General features: G+C 54.7%; 15 protein-coding genes. 9 read left to right on the top strand and 6 right to left on the bottom strand.

The window, feature by feature from the left end:
* From gyrB to dnaA, 6 genes are all read right to left on the bottom strand, one after another.
* Entirely contained in the window at window positions 1-1,941 is a 1,941-nt protein-coding gene (gene gyrB / locus C7386_RS06230; protein ID WP_110435762.1) for a DNA topoisomerase (ATP-hydrolyzing) subunit B, read from the bottom strand.
* Between the two features lie 235 nt (window positions 1,942-2,176).
* Window positions 2,177-2,437 carry an extracellular matrix regulator RemB gene (remB, locus tag C7386_RS06225; RefSeq protein WP_110435761.1) on the bottom strand — a complete coding sequence of 87 codons (261 nt, stop codon included), beginning with the start codon at window positions 2,435-2,437 and terminating at the stop codon, window positions 2,177-2,179.
* Between the two features lie 269 nt (window positions 2,438-2,706).
* On the bottom strand, window positions 2,707-3,831 hold the full coding sequence (recF, locus tag C7386_RS06220) for a DNA replication/repair protein RecF (RefSeq protein WP_318261201.1): 1,125 nt from the start codon (window positions 3,829-3,831) through the stop codon (window positions 2,707-2,709).
* A gap of 64 nt (window positions 3,832-3,895) precedes the next feature.
* Window positions 3,896-4,102 (bottom strand): S4 domain-containing protein YaaA, encoded by a 207-nt coding sequence (gene yaaA, locus C7386_RS06215; protein WP_116705077.1) that lies wholly within the window; start codon window positions 4,100-4,102, stop codon window positions 3,896-3,898.
* Window positions 4,095-5,204, bottom strand: a complete 1,110-nt coding sequence (dnaN, locus tag C7386_RS06210) for a DNA polymerase III subunit beta (RefSeq protein WP_116705076.1) — start codon at window positions 5,202-5,204, stop codon at window positions 4,095-4,097. The genes yaaA and dnaN overlap by 8 nt, the downstream gene beginning before the upstream one ends.
* Before the next feature lie 426 nt (window positions 5,205-5,630).
* Window positions 5,631-6,908, bottom strand: a complete 1,278-nt coding sequence (gene dnaA / locus C7386_RS06205; RefSeq protein WP_227110081.1) for a chromosomal replication initiator protein DnaA — start codon at window positions 6,906-6,908, stop codon at window positions 5,631-5,633.
* 546 nt (window positions 6,909-7,454) lie between these two features.
* Between dnaA and rpmH the strand changes: the two genes are divergently transcribed.
* The 9 genes from rpmH (at window position 7,455) to C7386_RS06160 (ending at window position 16,039) form a co-directional block, all read left to right on the top strand.
* Window positions 7,455-7,589 (top strand): 50S ribosomal protein L34, encoded by a 135-nt coding sequence (gene rpmH, locus C7386_RS06200; protein ID WP_110435757.1) that lies wholly within the window; start codon window positions 7,455-7,457, stop codon window positions 7,587-7,589.
* 306 nt (window positions 7,590-7,895) lie between these two features.
* A complete protein-coding gene (rnpA, locus tag C7386_RS06195; protein ID WP_110435756.1) occupies window positions 7,896-8,240 on the top strand; it encodes a ribonuclease P protein component in 345 nt (114 codons plus the stop codon).
* Entirely contained in the window at window positions 8,237-8,449 is a 213-nt protein-coding gene (yidD, locus tag C7386_RS06190) for a membrane protein insertion efficiency factor YidD (protein WP_110435755.1), read from the top strand. The genes rnpA and yidD overlap by 4 nt, the downstream gene beginning before the upstream one ends.
* Before the next feature lie 106 nt (window positions 8,450-8,555).
* Window positions 8,556-9,563: a YidC/Oxa1 family membrane protein insertase gene (locus C7386_RS06185; protein WP_165815485.1), complete on the top strand. Its 1,008-nt coding sequence runs from the start codon at window positions 8,556-8,558 to the stop codon at window positions 9,561-9,563.
* 3 nt (window positions 9,564-9,566) lie between these two features.
* Window positions 9,567-10,604, top strand: coding sequence for an RNA-binding cell elongation regulator Jag/EloR (gene jag / locus C7386_RS06180; protein ID WP_110435753.1), 1,038 nt, complete (start codon window positions 9,567-9,569; stop codon window positions 10,602-10,604).
* Window positions 10,605-10,619: 15 nt separating this feature from the next.
* Entirely contained in the window at window positions 10,620-11,981 is a 1,362-nt protein-coding gene (mnmE, locus tag C7386_RS06175; RefSeq protein ID WP_110435752.1) for a tRNA uridine-5-carboxymethylaminomethyl(34) synthesis GTPase MnmE, read from the top strand.
* Window positions 11,982-12,355: 374 nt separating this feature from the next.
* Window positions 12,356-14,242 (top strand): tRNA uridine-5-carboxymethylaminomethyl(34) synthesis enzyme MnmG, encoded by a 1,887-nt coding sequence (gene mnmG, locus C7386_RS06170; protein ID WP_110435751.1) that lies wholly within the window; start codon window positions 12,356-12,358, stop codon window positions 14,240-14,242.
* Window positions 14,239-14,943, top strand: a complete 705-nt coding sequence (gene rsmG / locus C7386_RS06165) for a 16S rRNA (guanine(527)-N(7))-methyltransferase RsmG (RefSeq protein ID WP_110435750.1) — start codon at window positions 14,239-14,241, stop codon at window positions 14,941-14,943. Before mnmG ends, rsmG begins: the two co-directional genes overlap by 4 nt.
* 262 nt (window positions 14,944-15,205) lie before the next feature.
* A complete protein-coding gene (locus C7386_RS06160; protein ID WP_243022631.1) occupies window positions 15,206-16,039 on the top strand; it encodes a ParB/RepB/Spo0J family partition protein in 834 nt (277 codons plus the stop codon).
* The last annotated feature ends 657 nt before the right edge of the window (window positions 16,040-16,696 follow it).

The following is a 16,696-nucleotide window of genomic DNA, read 5'->3' as shown; positions in this document are numbered from 1 at the left end:
TTAAACGTCCAGATTCATTACATATTTTGCGTTTCGCTCGATAAATTCTCGTCTGGGTTCTACCTTTTCGCCCATCAGGAGCGCAAAGGTCTCATCGGCAGCGGCCGCGTCCTCCATCGTAACCTGCAGCAGCGTGCGGTGCTCCGGGTCCATGGTGGTTTCCCACAGCTGCTGCGGGTCCATCTCGCCGAGGCCCTTGTAGCGCTGTACACGCACATTATCGCCCATTTCAGCGATGCAGTCGCGCTGCTGCTCCTCGGTATAGGTGTAGCGGACATCCTTGCCCTTTTCGTTCTTGAACAGCGGCGGCTGTGCGATGAACACATGGCCGTGCTCGATCAGCGGGCGCATAAAGCGGAAGAAGAACGTCAAAAGCAGGGTGCGGATATGGCTGCCGTCAACATCGGCATCGGCCATCAGGATGATCTTGCCGTAACGCAGCTTTGCGAGGTCAAAATCATCACCGAAGCCCGCGCCGAACGCGGTGATCATCGGGGTGAGCTTGTCGTTGCCGTAAACACGGTCGAGGCGTGCCTTTTCCACGTTCAGCATCTTGCCCCACAGCGGCAGGATGGCCTGATGGCGGCGGTCGCGGCCTTCCTTGGCAGAGCCGCCTGCGGAATCACCCTCGACGATGTAGATTTCGGTGTAGGTCGGGTCCTTTTCGATGCAGTCCGCCAGCTTGCCCGGCAGGGAAGCGGAATCCAGTGCGGACTTGCGGCGGGTCATCTCACGCGCCTTTTTCGCGGCCTCGCGGGCACGCGCGGCAGTCTGCGCCTTTTCGATGATGGTGCGGGCCACCTGCGGGTTCTCCTCGAAGAAGGTCATCAGCTTCTCGGAAACCATTGCGTCCACCAGCGCACGCATTTCGCTGTTACCCAGCTTGGTCTTGGTCTGGCCCTCGAACTGCGCTTCCTGCAGCTTGACCGAGATAATCGCAGTCAGACCCTCGCGCGCATCCTCGCCCTTGAAGGACTCATCGTCCTTGAGCAGCTTATATTTCTTGCCGTAATCGTTGAGTACACGGGTCAGAGCGGCCTTAAATCCGGTCTCATGCGTGCCGCCCTCGGTGGTGTTGATATTGTTTGCGAAGGACAGCATCAGCTCGCTGTAGCTGTCGGTGTACTGCATGGCAACCTCGGCCATCGAGGTATCGCGGCTGCCCTCCATGTAGATCACATTCTCGTGCAGCGGCGTCTTCGTGCGGTTGAGGTGCTCGACAAACTGGCGGATACCGCCCTCATAGTGCATAACCTCCTCGACCGGCTCATCGTCGCGCTCATCGCGCAGCGTGATTTTCAGACCTGCGTTGAGGAACGCCTGCTCGCGCAGACGCTTTTCGAGCACATCGTACTCGTAGATGGTCGTCTCAAAGATCTCCGGGTCCGCATGGAAACGAATAGTCGTGCCGGTTTCGCTCTCGCACGGCGTATCGCGCATCTTGACGGTCGTTACACCGCGCTCAAAGCGCATGTAGTGCTTGGTATGGCCGTCGCGGACCTCGGCCTCCAGCCAGTCGGACAGCGCGTTTACGACCGATGAACCAACGCCGTGCAGACCGCCGGATACCTTGTAGCCGGAGCCGTCGAACTTACCGCCTGCGTGCAGGACGGTGAGCACAACCTCGAGCGTCGGAATGCCCATCTGCGGGTGAATACCGCAGGGAATGCCGCGGCCGTTGTCGGCAACGCGGATGATATCGCCCTTTTCGATCGTAACTTCGATGTGCGTGCAGTAGCCTGCGAGCGCCTCGTCGATCGAGTTATCGACGATCTCATACACCAGATGGTGCAGACCGCGTGCCGAGGTAGAACCGATGTACATACCCGGGCGCTTGCGGACAGCCTCTAAGCCTTCGAGTACCTGAATCTGATTTTCATCATATTTGTCGGTAACCTTCAGGTCGAGCACTTCGTCCTTGATTTCGATTTCTTCACTCATATCGTTAAATTTCCTTTCCAGAAATTGCGGGAACAAAACAAATCGCGCATCAGCGCGCATAAAATAGAATTTCCATCGGGAATTCATAAAAAGTGGGAGTATGTATCACACTTTTTATACAAGTGCGGAGAAAAGTTTCAACCATCAGGCGGAACTTTTCGTAGCTTGGGATATGTCCGCGTATACGCGGTATATCCTTTTCGTCGAAAAATGTATTTTTCGACGAAGGCGGAGCCTACACGGCGTAGCCCTTTTCAGCGCGGCGCTGAATGGCCTGCGGAGAAAGCTGCGTCAGGTACAGGGTCTCACCGAGGGCGTTTTCGCACAGCACAGCCGCGCGCGGCAGATCGTCGTACAGCTCGATGATCCGTCCCTCGTCCTGCAGGCGTTCAAGCAGCAGGCGCGTGCGCTTGGATGCAGTCGCCGTATCCATATCGAACACCGCAACTACGCTCTGCAAGGGCACGATGTAGTCCTGACCTAAATGTAAATACATTCTATTCCTCCGGAATAATTGGAAATTAGTAATGCGTAATTAAAGTCCTGCGGATTTTCTATCCGTTTCAACAATCGCGCCGTGCGCGACACCCTAATTTCTAATTACTAACTGGATTTAATTATACCACTTTTTTCACTAATTGTGTACCCTAAACCTAAGGAAAAACAAATATTTCTCTGTTTTTTTGAAAGAAAACAAGGGCACGGCAGGAAATTTCGAGGTGGTATCTGTTCCCGCCGTGCAATAGTTTGTAAAATTATGTGATTTTAGTGTATTTCTGCGGATTTTTCGCCGTTTTGAATATGGAAAACCGCGCCTGCACGCAGCTTTTCCGAGATGCCGTCCTCGCAGCAGGTGATCATGACCTGACCCGCCGATATGCGGTTGAGCACAAAGTCCTGACGACGGCGGTCAAGCTCGCTGAGCACATCGTCGAGCAGCAGCACCGGATACTCGCCGTCCTCGTCGAAGAACAGCTCACGCTCGGCGAGTTTAAGCGATAATGTGCAGGTCCGCACCTGTCCCTGCGAGCCGAAGGAAGCGGCACTGCGGCCATCCAATAACAGCTCCAAGTCATCCTTATGCGGACCGGAAAGGCAGCTTTTAGCCGCAATCTCGGCGGTTTTATGGCTGAACACATGGTCGATAAGTTGCTTTTCGATTGTTCGAGCGTCTGCAAACGGGTCGGTGACGCTCGACACGGTCTTGTACACACCGGAGAGCACCTCATGCGGCGCGATATCTGCATAGACGGCAGCCGCAGCTTTCAGCAGCTTGCGGCAGTAGTACGCGCGGTAGCGGATGATCTGCGCGCCGATATGCGCCATGCGCAGCGAGAAATCCTCCCACATGGAGAGCAGGGAAGGCTTTTCTTCGCTGTCACGCAGAATGCGCGTTTTATGCTCGTGCAGACGGTTGTATTCCTCGAGATAGCGTGCGTAGTTGGGCCGCATCTGGCACAGCGCGGTATCGAGAAATCGGCGGCGAGCCGCCGCTCCGGCACGGACGAGCATCAGATCCTCCGGGCAGAACAGCACGGTTTTGAGCAGTCCCTGTGCGTCCGACTGGCGTTTCTGCCGCACACCGTTTTTGTAGATTTCCATCGCTTTGGTACGGGAAAATCGCAGTTCAAGCGAAATATCGCGCTCCTGCGCGACAAAATCCGCAAAGATGAACGCATGATTCTCTCCGAACCGCAGCCCCTCTTTTTTCTGAGCCGTGCGGAACAGCCGCATGGTCGAGCAGGCCGCTGCCGCTTCGAGCAGGTTGGTTTTGCCCTGTCCGTTTTCGCCGCAGATCAGGTTGACCGCCGGATCGAACGCAAACGATTCGTCCGCATAGTTGCGGAAATTCTGCAGTTTTAACGACTTGATGTACATGGGCTTCTCCATATTAGACGATTTGTATGATAATGAACACACAAAATCGCGTTCGTTATCATACGCAGTGTTTATTTTATTTGATGCAGACCTTCGCACCGTCCAGCTCTACCATGTCACCGGAACGCAGTTTTTTGCCGCGCATGGTGCAGATTTCGCCGTTTACCAGCACTTCGCCCTCGGCAATGCGGATCTTCGCTTCGCCGCCGGAGCTTACCAGGTTTGCAAATTTGAGCAGTGCATCCAGTTTGATGAATTCGGTTTCAATTTTAATTTCAGTCATTGGCTTTCAGTCTCACAGGCAGTACAAGATAGGTGTATTTATCGCCTTCCATCGGCGAAATGATCATCGGGTTGAGTGCGCCCTTGAGCTGCAGCTTCACCTGCTCATCGCCGGCCGCGCGCAGCGCCTCCAGAATGTAGCGGTTGTTGAAGCCGATCTCAAGGTTCTCGATCGAGCCGTCAAACGGGCATTCGTCATAGCTCTTACCGATCGCGGTCACACACGACATCTGCACATACGAGCCGTCAAAATGGAAGCGGATCGGGTTTTTCAGCTTTTCCGACACGATCAGGGAGACACGCTCGATGCACTGGATCAGCTCCTGGCGATCCGCTGAAACCTCGTGCTCGAACTCCTTCGGAATGGCCGCACGGTAGTTGAGAAACTCGCCGTCGATCAGACGGGTAATGAGAGTCGTGCCGCCGATGCGGAACAAAATGTTCTTGGAATCCGGAAAAATCTCGACAATATCGTCATCATCGCCCAGAATTCGTTCGATCTCGCGCAGGGACGCGCCCGGCACAACAAACTTCATATCACCGGGAACGCCCTCGACGGTCTCGCGGCGTACAGACAGGCGGTAGCCGTCAACGGCCACGACGTTCAGACGGTTGCCTTCGATTTCAAACAGGCAGCCGGTATGGATGGGCTTGGATTCGTTGTCCGAAACCGAGAAAATGGTCTGCGCGATCATGCTCTTGAGGATGGGCTGCGGCAGAGAGAGCCCCTTGTCGCTGGCCACATCAGCCAGAGCCGGATATTCGTCAGCCTCGCTGGCCATCAGGTTGAACACTGACCGGCCGCACTTGATGGTGGTCATCAGTTTGTCGTCGGTCTCAAGGTAGACCACGTCCTGCGGCAGCTTGCGAACGATGTCACAGAACAGGCGGGAATTCAGTACGATTCTGCCGGGCTCTACCACATCGACCTGCGCGGTCGTGCGAATGCCCATGGACAGGTCGTAGCCGGTGATGGTCAGGGTATCTGCATCGGCTGCCAGCAACAGACCTTCGAGCAGCGGCATCGAGCTTTTGCCGGTTACTGCGCGGGAGGCGATGTTGAGCAGATTCAGCAGGGTTTCTTTTTCACAGGAAAACTTCATAGTTGCTCCTCTCAAAAATGGAAATAAAACAAAGAGTCGATTTATGCAGTGTTTGCATATTTATAAATATACGCCAGCAAATACTGTGCGATTGCACACACCATCTAATGACCATGTCCGCAGTGGGCGAACAGCTTCTGGCCTGCGTCGCCAGAGACTCGAAAGATCACACATAACAGAAGGATAGGATATAGTATTCGTAGTAGTACCTGGGGAAATTGGGGAAAACCCGAAAATCCTCAGGTATGGCGCGGGAAATGTCGTACACAGGAGGTTGTGGATGAAAAATAAACGATACACAGTGAAAATAACCCCGTTATTTATCCACAGAGTTATCCATGTGGAATCCACAGGTTGGCTGGGGATAATTAAACTGTGCATTTTTAGGCTGTGGAAAAGTCGTTTTGCACGAATGCACGGTAAAGATCAGCCGTCGCCGCGGATATTATTATGCAGCTTTTTGATAACGTCCTCAGTCTCGCGGGAGTTCTTGCGCTCCTCCTCGATCTTGTTGCAAGCGTGCATGACGGTGGTATGGTCGCGTTTGAATATCTTTGCAATATCGGGGAAGGAGTATTCAAGCTCTTGCCGGATCATGTACATTGCCATCTGCCGCGGGTAGGCTACATCCTTGGAGCGATTCTGCGAGATCATCTGCTCGACCGGGATATAGAAGTAGTTCGCTACCGCTTCCATAATGCGCTCCGGTGTCGGATTGAGACCCGGATTCTCGGTGCGCAGCGCGTCGATCGCGTTTTCTGCAAGCGAAACCGTGATGCGTTCGCCCATCAGCTCGTGCATGGCCTTGATCTTTTTGACCGCGCCTTCGAGCTGGCGGATATTTGCCTGGATATTCTCTGCAATGTAGTTGGATACGTCATCGGGCAGTTCAACGCCCATTTTGACCGCTTTATCGCGGATAATGGCGATTCTGGTCTCAAAATCAGGCGGCTGAATATCAGCCAGCAGACCCCATTCAAAACGGGTCTTCATGCGGTCCTCGAGCGTGTTGATTTCCTTCGGCGGACGGTCAGAAGTGAGCACGATCTGCTTTTTTGCCTCATAAAGCGCGTTAAAGGTATGGAAAAATTCCTCCTGCGTGCGCTCCTTGCCGGCGATGAACTGCACGTCGTCCAGCAGCAGCAGGTCAACCATGCGGTACTTGTTGCGGAATGCCTGTACGTTGCCTTCCTGGATGGCGGTGATCAGCTCGTTGGTGAAATCCTCACCCTTTACATATATAATGCGGTATTCCGGATGGGTGCGGCGCAGCACGTTTGCGATCGCGTACATCAGATGCGTTTTACCCAGACCCGAGTTGCCGTAGATGAAAAGCGGGTTGTTCTCTGCCGCCGGGCGCTGCGAAACCGCAAGTGCAGCTGCATGCGCGAATTTGTTGCTCGAACCGACGATAAAACGCTCAAACGTGTAGTCGTCATACGGAGAAGTGCTCGTGCTCGGCGCGGTGTATTCGCCGGTCACTACAACGATCGTGATCGGGTCGCCGGTCAGGTTGTGCAGCACCTCCTGCAGAGGAGCGATAAATTTGGATTCGATAAATTCTTTCTTAAAGGGCACCGGAGAGTGCAGCACCAGCCGATTATCCCCAAAGGAAACGACCGTTACGTCGTCAAACCAAGCGGAAATGGTGGAAGGAGGGAAGTCCAGCTGTTCGAGCGCCATCTCCAATATATTGTTTGCCATAGGGCGCCTCCTGTCGATAATGATTCTATTTTATAATAGCATATTTTATCCACAAGTTCAATGCGTCGATGTGGATAACTGTCCGGCGGCGTGCCGCGCGGCAGCATGATTTTGAACAGCCGAACCGGTTTATTTACTTCGCAGAATTTAAAAAAATCGGCGTTTTTTGCGTCGAAATCATCGAAAATTAAGCCGGCTGGAAAAAATGCACGGCGTTTTTTATGAAAACTGCGGAATTTATGCAAAAATTCATCGAAAATTGGCGGCTTTTCCGCGGAAATCCGAAAATCCGCAGATTGCCGAAAACCGTGATTACGCAAGACATTGAGCAGATGCTTCTATTTATCCACAACATGTTGACAACCTGTGCAAACTGCTGAAATTCGTTTCGAGGGTCGGAAAAAATGCTTGACAAAATCGAACCTATATAGGATAATAAATATCGTATCCTATCATGCAGACAGGCAGCGGCATATGCCCGCGTCTTGCGCCGGACCTATGCCGGTGCCCATCTGTAAATTTTAGAACAGGGAGGTGCACAAAGTTATGAAGAGAACGTTCCAGCCGAAGAAGCGTCAGCGCTCCAAGGAGCACGGCTTCCGTAAGCGTATGTCCACGTCCAACGGCCGCAAGGTACTTGCACGCCGTCGCGCTAAGGGTCGCGCTAAGCTGTCTGCTTAATGACAGCCTATAAAGGAAGTATTCAGACTTCCCGAAAATTCGCGCCAGCGGCGCAAAAGAGTTCGTAACGAGCCGCATTCGTGCGGCTCGTTTTTTCGTTTACGGGCAATACCACTCAAGCAATCGTTGTCTGGAGCGGTGTCACTCTGTTTAGGGTGCAGTCCATGCAGCGAAAATACGGTATTCAGGTTTGGATTTTACTGACCGAAACGAACGAAATAGTAAAATCAGCTTTGCAAACCATCAGATGCAAAGAAAAAATACGTTTTTTTCGAGGGCATCAGGAAAAAACGGGAGCATCAGAAGATGAAAAAAACAGTATCCTTAAAGGAAAACCACGAATTCCGCCGATTGTATCATCGTGGTGTGTCCACGGCAGGAAAACACGTTGTGATCTACTGCCGCAGGAACAAGCTCGGCTACAACCGGCTGGGACTCACCGTCAGTGCCAAGCTGGCGTGTGCGGTGAAAAGAAACCGCATCAAGCGTTTGTTTCGTGAGGCGTACCGTCTCAACGAGGACAAATTTGCCGACGGCATCGACCTTGTGCTGGTCGCACGGGTACGGGCCGTAGGCGCAAGCTATCAGGAAATCGAAAAATCGCTGCTGCGCGCCTTGAAGGACAACAAGGTTGCGGCAGCTCGGACATGAAGCGGCTGCTGCTGGCGATGATCCGGTTTTATCGCCGGTATATTTCTCCAAACAAACCGCCCTGCTGCCGGTATATCCCGACCTGCTCGCAGTACGCGATCGAGGCCATCGAGAAATACGGCGCGATCAAGGGCGGCTGGCTGGCGTTTAAGCGCATCTGCCGCTGCAATCCTTTCTCTAAGAGAGGACCCTATGATCCGGTTCCATAATAGGAACGGGATCATGTTTTATACTGCCTTACGGCGGTAAAGTGAGGATTTTGCTTTGCAAAATCCTTTTCACTGTGTCGTTTTACAATTTAACATGGAGGTTTTTATGACCCTGGATCAACTTTCTAACCTGGTCAAAGATCCGAAACTGTTCGGTATTTTGATCGTTCGACCGTTCGGCCTGCTGCTGCAGTGGCTGTACAGCATCGTGCAGAACTACGGTATTGCCGTTATCCTGTTCGCGCTGCTGGTAAAGCTGGTCTGCATCCCGCTGACCATCAAGAGCAAGAAGAGTATGCTCGCCATGAGCGCGATGAACGCCGAGCTCCAGCAGCTGCAGAAGAAGTACGCGAACAACCGCGTCAAGCTGAACGAAGAGATGCAGAAGCTGTACGAAAAGCACGGCGTCAGCCCGATGAGCGGATGTCTGCCCAACCTTATCCCGCTGCCGATCATGATGGGCCTGTACTACGCGGTTCAGCAGCCGCTGCAGTACATCGTCGGCCTGAGCCGCGAGACAGTTATCGCATTGGCGCAGATGATCGGTCTGGATCAGCTCGCAGGCGCGAACTACACGGTTCAGATTCTGATCGCAGAGAAGCTGAACGCATTTGTTGATGCAGCAGGCAATTTCTCTTCTGACGTAATGAACTGCCTGCAGAGCGGCGAGACCATTTTCCCGCTGGATTTCCACTTCTTTGGTCTGAATCTGGCTGATACGCCGTCTATCTCTCATCCGAGCATTATCTGGATCATCCCGATCCTGTCCGGTCTGACCGCATTCCTGTCCTCCTACATCATGCAGAAGATGCAGGGCACGCAGAACTCTGCGGCAGCAGGTCAGATGAAGATGCTCAACTTTATGATGCCGCTGATGTCGCTGTACTTTGCGTTCATCCTTCCGGGTGCAATCGGCATCTACTGGATCTTCAACAACGTATTTACCTGCGTACAGGAGATCATCCTCACCAAGACGCTCCGCGGCAAGCAGGAGGCCAAGCAGGCTGCTGAGGCTGCCCGCATCGAGGCAGAGAAGCAGGCTAAGCGTGAAGCACACAAGGCTGCACAGAAGCAGCAGTCCCAGAACGCAAAGAACAAAAAGGGGGACAAGTAAATCATGCAGAAGTTTTTAGAGGCTACCGGTGAAAACCGTGACGCAGCAGTCGAGAATGCCCTCGAGCAGCTCGGTCTGGAGCGCGACGATGTATCGGTAGAGGTACTCGAGATCGGCAAAAAGGGCTTTCTGGGTATCGGCGCAACGCCGGCACGCGTGCGCGTGACCTATGAAGCACCGGATATTCCGGCGGCAAAGCCGGAGGTAAAGCGTGAGGAGCGCAAGCCCGCTCCCAAGGCTGAGCCGAAGCAGGAGAAGCCTGCTGTCAAGGCAGAAAAGCCGGCTCCGAAGCAAGAGAAACCCGCTGAGAAGCCGCAGAAGCTGTCCATCACCACGGATGATAACACGCCTCGTCTGGTAAAGGCTGCTCCGGCAGACTTTGTACCGGAAAAGCTGGAGTTTGAGCGTCCGCCGCGCCGTGAGCGCAGCGACCGTCCGCGCCGTGACCGCGGCGACCGCAATGGCCGTGACCGCCGTCCGCGCCGCCCGCGTGAGGACCGTCCGATCACGCCGTCCGTTCCTAAGGAGCGTGAGCTGATCCCGGTTTCCGAAGCAGGCATGCAGCAGGCGGAAAAGCTGGCTACCGATTTTGTAACCGGTCTGCTGGCAAAGATGGGCGTTGAGGGTCAGGTTAAGACCCTGCCGCAGGTAGAGTGCGACCAGCTCCGTCTGGAGATTTCCGGTCCGGATATGGGCCCGATCATCGGCCGCCGCGGCGACACGCTGGATGCCATCCAGTACCTCGGCTCTCTGGTGCTGAATAATGCACTGGATGAGCACGTTCGTTTGTCTGTCGATACCGAAAACTACCGCGAGAAGCGCGCGGAAAGCCTGGAGCGTCTGGCCCGCAAGATGGCGATGAAGGTTGTTAAGGCGCATCGCTCCATGACGCTTGAGCCGATGAACCCGTATGAGCGCCGCATCATCCATGCCGCGCTGCAGGACTTCAACGGTGTGACCACCTATTCGACCGGCACCGAGCCGGGTCGCCGCGTTGTTATTGCGCCGGATAACAGCTATCGCAACCGCGACCGCGGTTAAATCGGGGTATTCGTTATGAACGATACGATTGCCGCAATTTCCTCCTCCGGCGGACCGATCGGTTTGATCCGCGTGTCGGGTGAACGCGCAATCGAAGCGATAAATGCCGTTTTTCAGGCGAAGAACGGCAAGCCGCTTACGGAAGCACCCTCGCAGAAGCTGGTTTACGGCACACTGACGGACAAGTCCGGCAATGTGATTGACTGCTGCTACGCTGTCGCGCTGCACGCACCGCACACCTATACGGGTGAAACGATGGCGGAGCTGCAGTGCCACGGCTCGACAGCCGTGCTGTGTGCCGGCCTGGACGCTCTGTTCGCGCAGGGCGTGCGGCAGGCAGAGGCAGGTGAGTTTACTCGCCGCGCCTTCTTAAACGGCAAAATGGGCCTTTCTGAGGCTGAAGCCGTGCATGATCTGATCACCGCGCGCACCGCAGAGGCGGCGCAGAATGCGGCGGCACAGGTCATGGGCGCGGTCGGCTCTCCCGTGCAGCAGATGCGCGATGAGCTGCTCGGCATGGTGGCGCATTTCCACGCGGTCGTGGATTTCCCGGACGAGGACATTGATCCGGTGCTGTTCGAGGATGCCGCGGCGCTGCTGCACCGCACGACAAGCCGTCTGTACAGCATGGCAGAAAGCTATGAGCGCGGCCGTATTCTTAGAGAAGGCGTACCGTGCGTTATCCTCGGAAGGCCGAATGCCGGCAAGTCCACACTGCTGAACACGCTGCTCGGCCGCGAGCGGGCGATCGTGACCGATATTCCGGGCACGACCCGCGATCTCATCGAGGAGAATGTCAAGGTCGGACAGATTCTGCTTCGCGTGACCGACACCGCCGGTCTGCGCAACACGGACGATCCGGTGGAGCAGGCGGGCATTGATCGGGCGATGGCGGAGGCTTCGGCTTCCTCACTCATCCTGGCTGTGTTCGACGGCTCCAAGCCCATCAGCGACGAGGATATGCTCGTGCTGGCACGCTCGGCAGGCCACCGCGCGATCGCGGTTGTGAACAAGGTCGATCTGCCGCAGCAGCTGGATGAAAAGCTGCTGAAAAAGCACTTCCTGCATATCGTGCCGCTTTCTGCGAAAACCGGTGACGGACTGGATAAGCTGCTCAATCTTATCCCGCGAACCGTGGGTCTGGGCGACGGTGCGTTTGACGGTGCGCTCATCACTAACGCAAGACAGGCGGCGGCGCTGGCGCGTGCTGCCGAACGCTGTGAAGCAGCGCTGTATGCGGCGCAATCCGGTATGACGCCGGACGCGGTCGTGATGGACGCCGAGGGCGCGATTACCGCACTGGGCGAGATCACCGGCGAAACCGTGACCGATGCCGTTGTCACCCGCATTTTCAGCGACTTCTGCGTCGGAAAGTGACGCTGCTGCAGCTGTTATTAAGAGAAATTGCACTTAAAATTCAGAGAGGACGTTTGCAATCTGTGCAAACGTCCTCTTTTATTTTGCGCTGAAATCGTGTATGATATATACTGTATGTCCGCAGGTAAAAATGAGGTAAAAACCACTTGTGCACAACTTCTATCCGGCGATATACGAGATATAGTGGATAACCCGGAAAATTGCCCTATATTCAACTACTTATTGTAATAATAAAACGGAAATAAAACCGTGCGTATAAAAATATGGTCAAAAACTCACAAGTTATCAACAGTATCCACAGAGTTATCAACAGTTACGCACAGGTTTCACACAACCGAAATCACAGGAATTTTTTGAAAGGGGAGAGAGCGCCAATGACGGTTTTTTCGGCAGAGAGCTTTGATGTAGCGGTGATCGGCGCCGGTCATGCCGGTATTGAGGCGGCGCTGGCTGCAGCACGTTTGGGTGCAAAAACAGCGTGTTTTTCGATCAATTTGGACGCCGTAGGCAATATGCCGTGCAATCCGGCGATCGGCGGTACAGCTAAGGGACACCTTGTACGCGAGATAGATGCGCTCGGCGGTGAGATGGCGCGTGCGGCTGACGCGGCCTGTATCCAGTACCGCATGCTCAACCGCGGCAAGGGTCCGGCAGTGCACTCGCTGCGTGCACAGGCCGACCGCATTAAATACAGAGAGTATATGAAGCACACGCTTGAGCGGCAGGAAAACCTGTTTCTCATGCAGGACGAGATCGTGTCCGTTGAGGTGGAGAACGGTGCCGTTTCCGCGGTTGTTACCGCCATCGGCGCGCGCCATCCGGTCAAGGCGGCTGTCATTGCGTCCGGCACATTCCTCGGCGGACGTGTGATCATCGGCGAGTACACCCGTGAATCCGGTCCGGACGGCATGGCGGCAGCCAAGCCGCTCACTGAGTCGCTGCGCGGTCTGGGACTGAGGCTGCAGCGGTTTAAGACAGGTACGCCGCCGCGTATCAATCGCCGTTCAATCAATTATACCGATCTGGCGGAGCAGGCCGGTGAGGATGAGATCATCCCGTTTTCGTTCGAGACCGACCACCCGCCGGACAACCGCGCGGTGTGTTATCTGACCTACACGACCGCGAAAACACATGAAATCATCCGCGCAAATCTGAGCCGTTCGCCGCTGTATGGCGGCCAGATTGAGGGCGTGGGACCGCGCTATTGTCCGTCTATCGAGGACAAAGTGGTGCGCTTTGCGGATAAGCCGCGCCATCAGCTGTTCCTTGAGCCGATGGGTCTGGACACCGAGGAGGTCTATGTGCAGGGCTTCTCGTCGTCCATGCCGTTCGACGTGCAGCGCGAGATGCTGCGCTCGGTCAAGGGATTGGAGAACGCGGAGATTATGCGGCCGGCGTACGCCATCGAGTATGACTGCATCGACCCGCTGGAGCTGCGGCCGACGCTCGAGACTAAAAAGGTGCCCGGACTGTACGGCGCAGGCCAGTTCTGCGGCTCGTCCGGCTATGAGGAGGCGGCGGCGCAGGGACTGGTTGCGGGCATCAATGCTGCGCTCAAAATCAAGGGGGAGGAGCCGCTTGTACTCGACCGTGCGGACGGCTACATCGGTACGCTGATCGACGATCTGGTGACGCGCGGCACGAGCGAACCCTATCGCATGATGACCTCACGCTCGGAATACCGCCTGCTTCTGCGGCAGGATAACGCAGATGAACGTCTGGTGCCGATCGGTGTTCGAGTTGGCTTGAATTCGCCGGAACGCGGCGAAAAGGTGCGTAAAAAGTACGAAGCAGTGCAGGCAGAGATCGACCGCATAGCCTCGGTCGGCGTGGCGCCGAGCGATAAATTGAACGGCTTTCTTGCGGGTAAAAACTCTACACCGCTCAAGGCGGGCTGCAAGCTGATCGACTTGCTGCGCCGCCCGGAACTCAGCTATGCGGACCTTGCAATGTTCGATCCTGAGCGTCCGGAGCTGCCCGCTGTTATCCGTGAACAGGTGGAAATCCGCGTCAAATACGCGGGTTATATCGAGCGCCAGATGCGCGATGTGGAGCAGTACCGCAAGCTGCAGAGCCGCCCGCTGCCGCTCGATCTGGACTACAACGAGGTGGACTCGCTGCGACTGGAGGCACGTCAGAAACTGAACGCCGTCAAGCCGCTGAATTTCGGTCAGGCGGCTCGTATTTCGGGCGTTTCACCGGCGGATATCACGGCACTGATGATCTACATCGAGACCCATAAAAAGGAGGAAAAGGCATGACAGAACGCGAGCTTTTGATCGCCGGTCTACGCGAGCTGGGCGTCGCAGAGTGTCCGTCTGCAGCGGACAACTTACTGCGTTATTCCGAGATTCTGCGCGAGAAAAACAAGGTTATGAATCTGACTGCCATTACCGATCCGACCGAAATCGTGACCCGGCATTTCCTCGATTGCGCGGCACTTGCACCGTATATGCCGCAGGATGGACGCGTGCTCGATGTGGGAACGGGAGCCGGTTTTCCGGGCATGCCGCTGGCGATTCTGTGCCCGCAGACCGAGTTTGTGCTGCTCGATGCACTGCGCAAGCGCATTGATTTTCTAAATGAAGTCATCGCCGAACTGGGCCTGACCAACGTTACGGCGGTGCATGCCCGTGCGGAGGATTACGCCAGAGACAACCGCGGCACGTTTGATCTGGCGGTGTCGCGTGCGGTAGCCGATCTGCGCGTGTTGAGTGAACTGGCGCTGCCAATGGTCAAGGTCGGCGGTGCGTTCCTCGCCATGAAGGCCGAGGACTGCACAGAGGAAGTTGAAACAGCGGCAAACGCCCGAACGGTTCTCGGTGCGCCGGACGCTGAAGTGCTGCACTACACTGTGCCGTTTGATGAGGTTTCCCGCGCCATCGTGCGCCTGCAGAAAACGCAGGAAACACCGGAAAAGTATCCGCGCCGCTTCAAGAAAATACAGACTTCGCCGCTGTAAATCAGGCGAGAAATATACGGAAAGTACCCCTCTGTACGGAAAATTACAGAGGGTATTTTTTGTCCGAAAATAGGGGAAAATATAGATATCAGGTAGAATTTGTCATGTTTTCGTCGAATTTTGCAGATTGTGCGGTCGATTTTACTTGTCAATATGTAATTATATGGTAATCTATTACCAAGGGCGACATTTCTGCTGGTGGTGCGGCAGAGATAAGCGCGAATGAAATGAACGAATAAGACGAATTGGAGAGTGGTTGACCATGATGTCTGTATTAACACTGGTTTCCGGCAAAGAGGATCGCACGCTGCGGCGTATTCGCGTGAGTGAGATTGCGCGCAATCCCAATCAGCCGAGAAAATACTTTGATCCGGAGGCAATCGCGCAGCTGGCAGAGAGTATCCGGCAGTACGGCGTGCTCAATCCGCTGACCGTACGGCGTGCTCCCGGAGGCGGTTACGAGCTTGTGGCAGGGGAGAGAAGGCTGCGCGCGGCGCGTGTTGCGGGGCTTAACGATGTACCGTGTCTGCTGATTGCGGCGGATAACGAGGATTCCTCGGCGATTGCGCTCGTGGAGAACCTGCAAAGGCGTGATCTGGATTTTTTCGAGGAAGCCTACGGCTTCAAGCGTCTGATCGATCAGTACGGACTAACGCAGGAGGAAGCCGCGCGCAAAGTGGGGAAAACACAGTCTGCGGTGGCGAATAAGCTGCGTCTGCTGCGGCTTTCTCCGCAAAATATGGAATTGATCCGCAGTGCGAACCTTACAGAGCGGCACGCGCGCTGTCTGCTGCGTCTGCGTGATGACGAGGAACGGATGAACGCCACACACTATATTATCGAGAACGAATTAAACGTCAGCCGATCGGAGGAGTATATCGAGAACCTGCTGGAGCAGAAAAAGCATCCGGAGTTGACCGAGCCGCCGCATAAGGATAATGTTGTGCGGCTTATTAAGGATGTGCGTTTTTTCCTGAATACGCTCAATCGGGCGGTCGGCGTGATGGTGGACGCCGGAATCGGTGCAACCGTAGACCGGCAGGAAAACGAGGATGGGATTACGCTGACAATCAATATTCCGCACGCAAAAAGCTGATGTTTCACGTGAAACACTTTTGTTCCACAGGAGGGCGGATTTTGTTTCACGTGAAACATGGGATAGTTGCTTGCGAAGCAAACGGAATCTGCGCTGACGCCGCGCGGGCGCACAAGAGGGTAGACACCAAGGTTTGCCCGTAGGCCACTAAACCTTTTTTCCGCGCCGTGCGCGGATTAAATGAGTACCACCCTCTTGTGAATTACCCCTTTCCCTTTAGGAAGCACGGCGAAAATCGGAGAGCGGCGACCGCTGCGAAAAGGAGAACGGCAGTCGGGTTACTCTTGCGTGACTTTCGTAGACTATCGCAGTTTACAGATATATGTACTGCTACACATGTCGGCTACTCTACGCAGGGTCGGCATAACAGTGCCGACCAACGGTTTTACTGTGTATGATGCACGGCAATTCTGGGTAGGGCGGGAGCAGATTGGAGAGCGTGTAAATGTATATATAATAAGGTAAGAGAGCCGAACGGCTCTCTTTTGTTTCACGTGAAACAAAAGTCAATGAATTTACCAGTTGTATCCTGCAAAACGGCAAAATACTTGATGTTTCACGTGAAACAGCTGTAAAAATACTGTGATTGCTTTGCAATTAAAAGTGCAATGTGATATAATGAAATCCGTAGAAAAAACCATGGACGAGAGGAAATGA

It is taken from the genome of Agathobaculum butyriciproducens (assembly GCA_003096535.1).
Classification (GTDB): domain Bacteria; phylum Bacillota; class Clostridia; order Oscillospirales; family Butyricicoccaceae; genus Agathobaculum; species Agathobaculum butyriciproducens.
Note: the sequence above shows the minus strand (reverse complement) of the source record. Positions and strands in the feature narration are given on the sequence as shown.

What these genes read in the sequence shown, in the direction of transcription:
- gyrB (WP_110435762.1), bottom strand. Translation starts at nt 1,941, where the DNA reads ATGAGTGAAGAAATCGAAATCAAGGACGAAGTGCTCGACCTGAAGGTT.
- remB (WP_110435761.1), bottom strand. Translation starts at nt 2,437, where the DNA reads ATGTATTTACATTTAGGTCAGGACTACATCGTGCCCTTGCAGAGCGTA.
- recF (WP_318261201.1), bottom strand. Translation starts at nt 3,831, where the DNA reads ATGGAGAAGCCCATGTACATCAAGTCGTTAAAACTGCAGAATTTCCGC.
- yaaA (WP_116705077.1), bottom strand. Translation starts at nt 4,102, where the DNA reads ATGACTGAAATTAAAATTGAAACCGAATTCATCAAACTGGATGCACTG.
- dnaN (WP_116705076.1), bottom strand. Translation starts at nt 5,204, where the DNA reads ATGAAGTTTTCCTGTGAAAAAGAAACCCTGCTGAATCTGCTCAACATC.
- dnaA (WP_227110081.1), bottom strand. Translation starts at nt 6,908, where the DNA reads ATGGCAAACAATATATTGGAGATGGCGCTCGAACAGCTGGACTTCCCT.
- rpmH (WP_110435757.1), top strand. Translation starts at nt 7,455, where the DNA reads ATGAAGAGAACGTTCCAGCCGAAGAAGCGTCAGCGCTCCAAGGAGCAC.
- rnpA (WP_110435756.1), top strand. Translation starts at nt 7,896, where the DNA reads ATGAAAAAAACAGTATCCTTAAAGGAAAACCACGAATTCCGCCGATTG.
- yidD (WP_110435755.1), top strand. Translation starts at nt 8,237, where the DNA reads ATGAAGCGGCTGCTGCTGGCGATGATCCGGTTTTATCGCCGGTATATT.
- C7386_RS06185 (WP_165815485.1), top strand. Translation starts at nt 8,556, where the DNA reads ATGACCCTGGATCAACTTTCTAACCTGGTCAAAGATCCGAAACTGTTC.
- jag (WP_110435753.1), top strand. Translation starts at nt 9,567, where the DNA reads ATGCAGAAGTTTTTAGAGGCTACCGGTGAAAACCGTGACGCAGCAGTC.
- mnmE (WP_110435752.1), top strand. Translation starts at nt 10,620, where the DNA reads ATGAACGATACGATTGCCGCAATTTCCTCCTCCGGCGGACCGATCGGT.
- mnmG (WP_110435751.1), top strand. Translation starts at nt 12,356, where the DNA reads ATGACGGTTTTTTCGGCAGAGAGCTTTGATGTAGCGGTGATCGGCGCC.
- rsmG (WP_110435750.1), top strand. Translation starts at nt 14,239, where the DNA reads ATGACAGAACGCGAGCTTTTGATCGCCGGTCTACGCGAGCTGGGCGTC.
- C7386_RS06160 (WP_243022631.1), top strand. Translation starts at nt 15,206, where the DNA reads ATGATGTCTGTATTAACACTGGTTTCCGGCAAAGAGGATCGCACGCTG.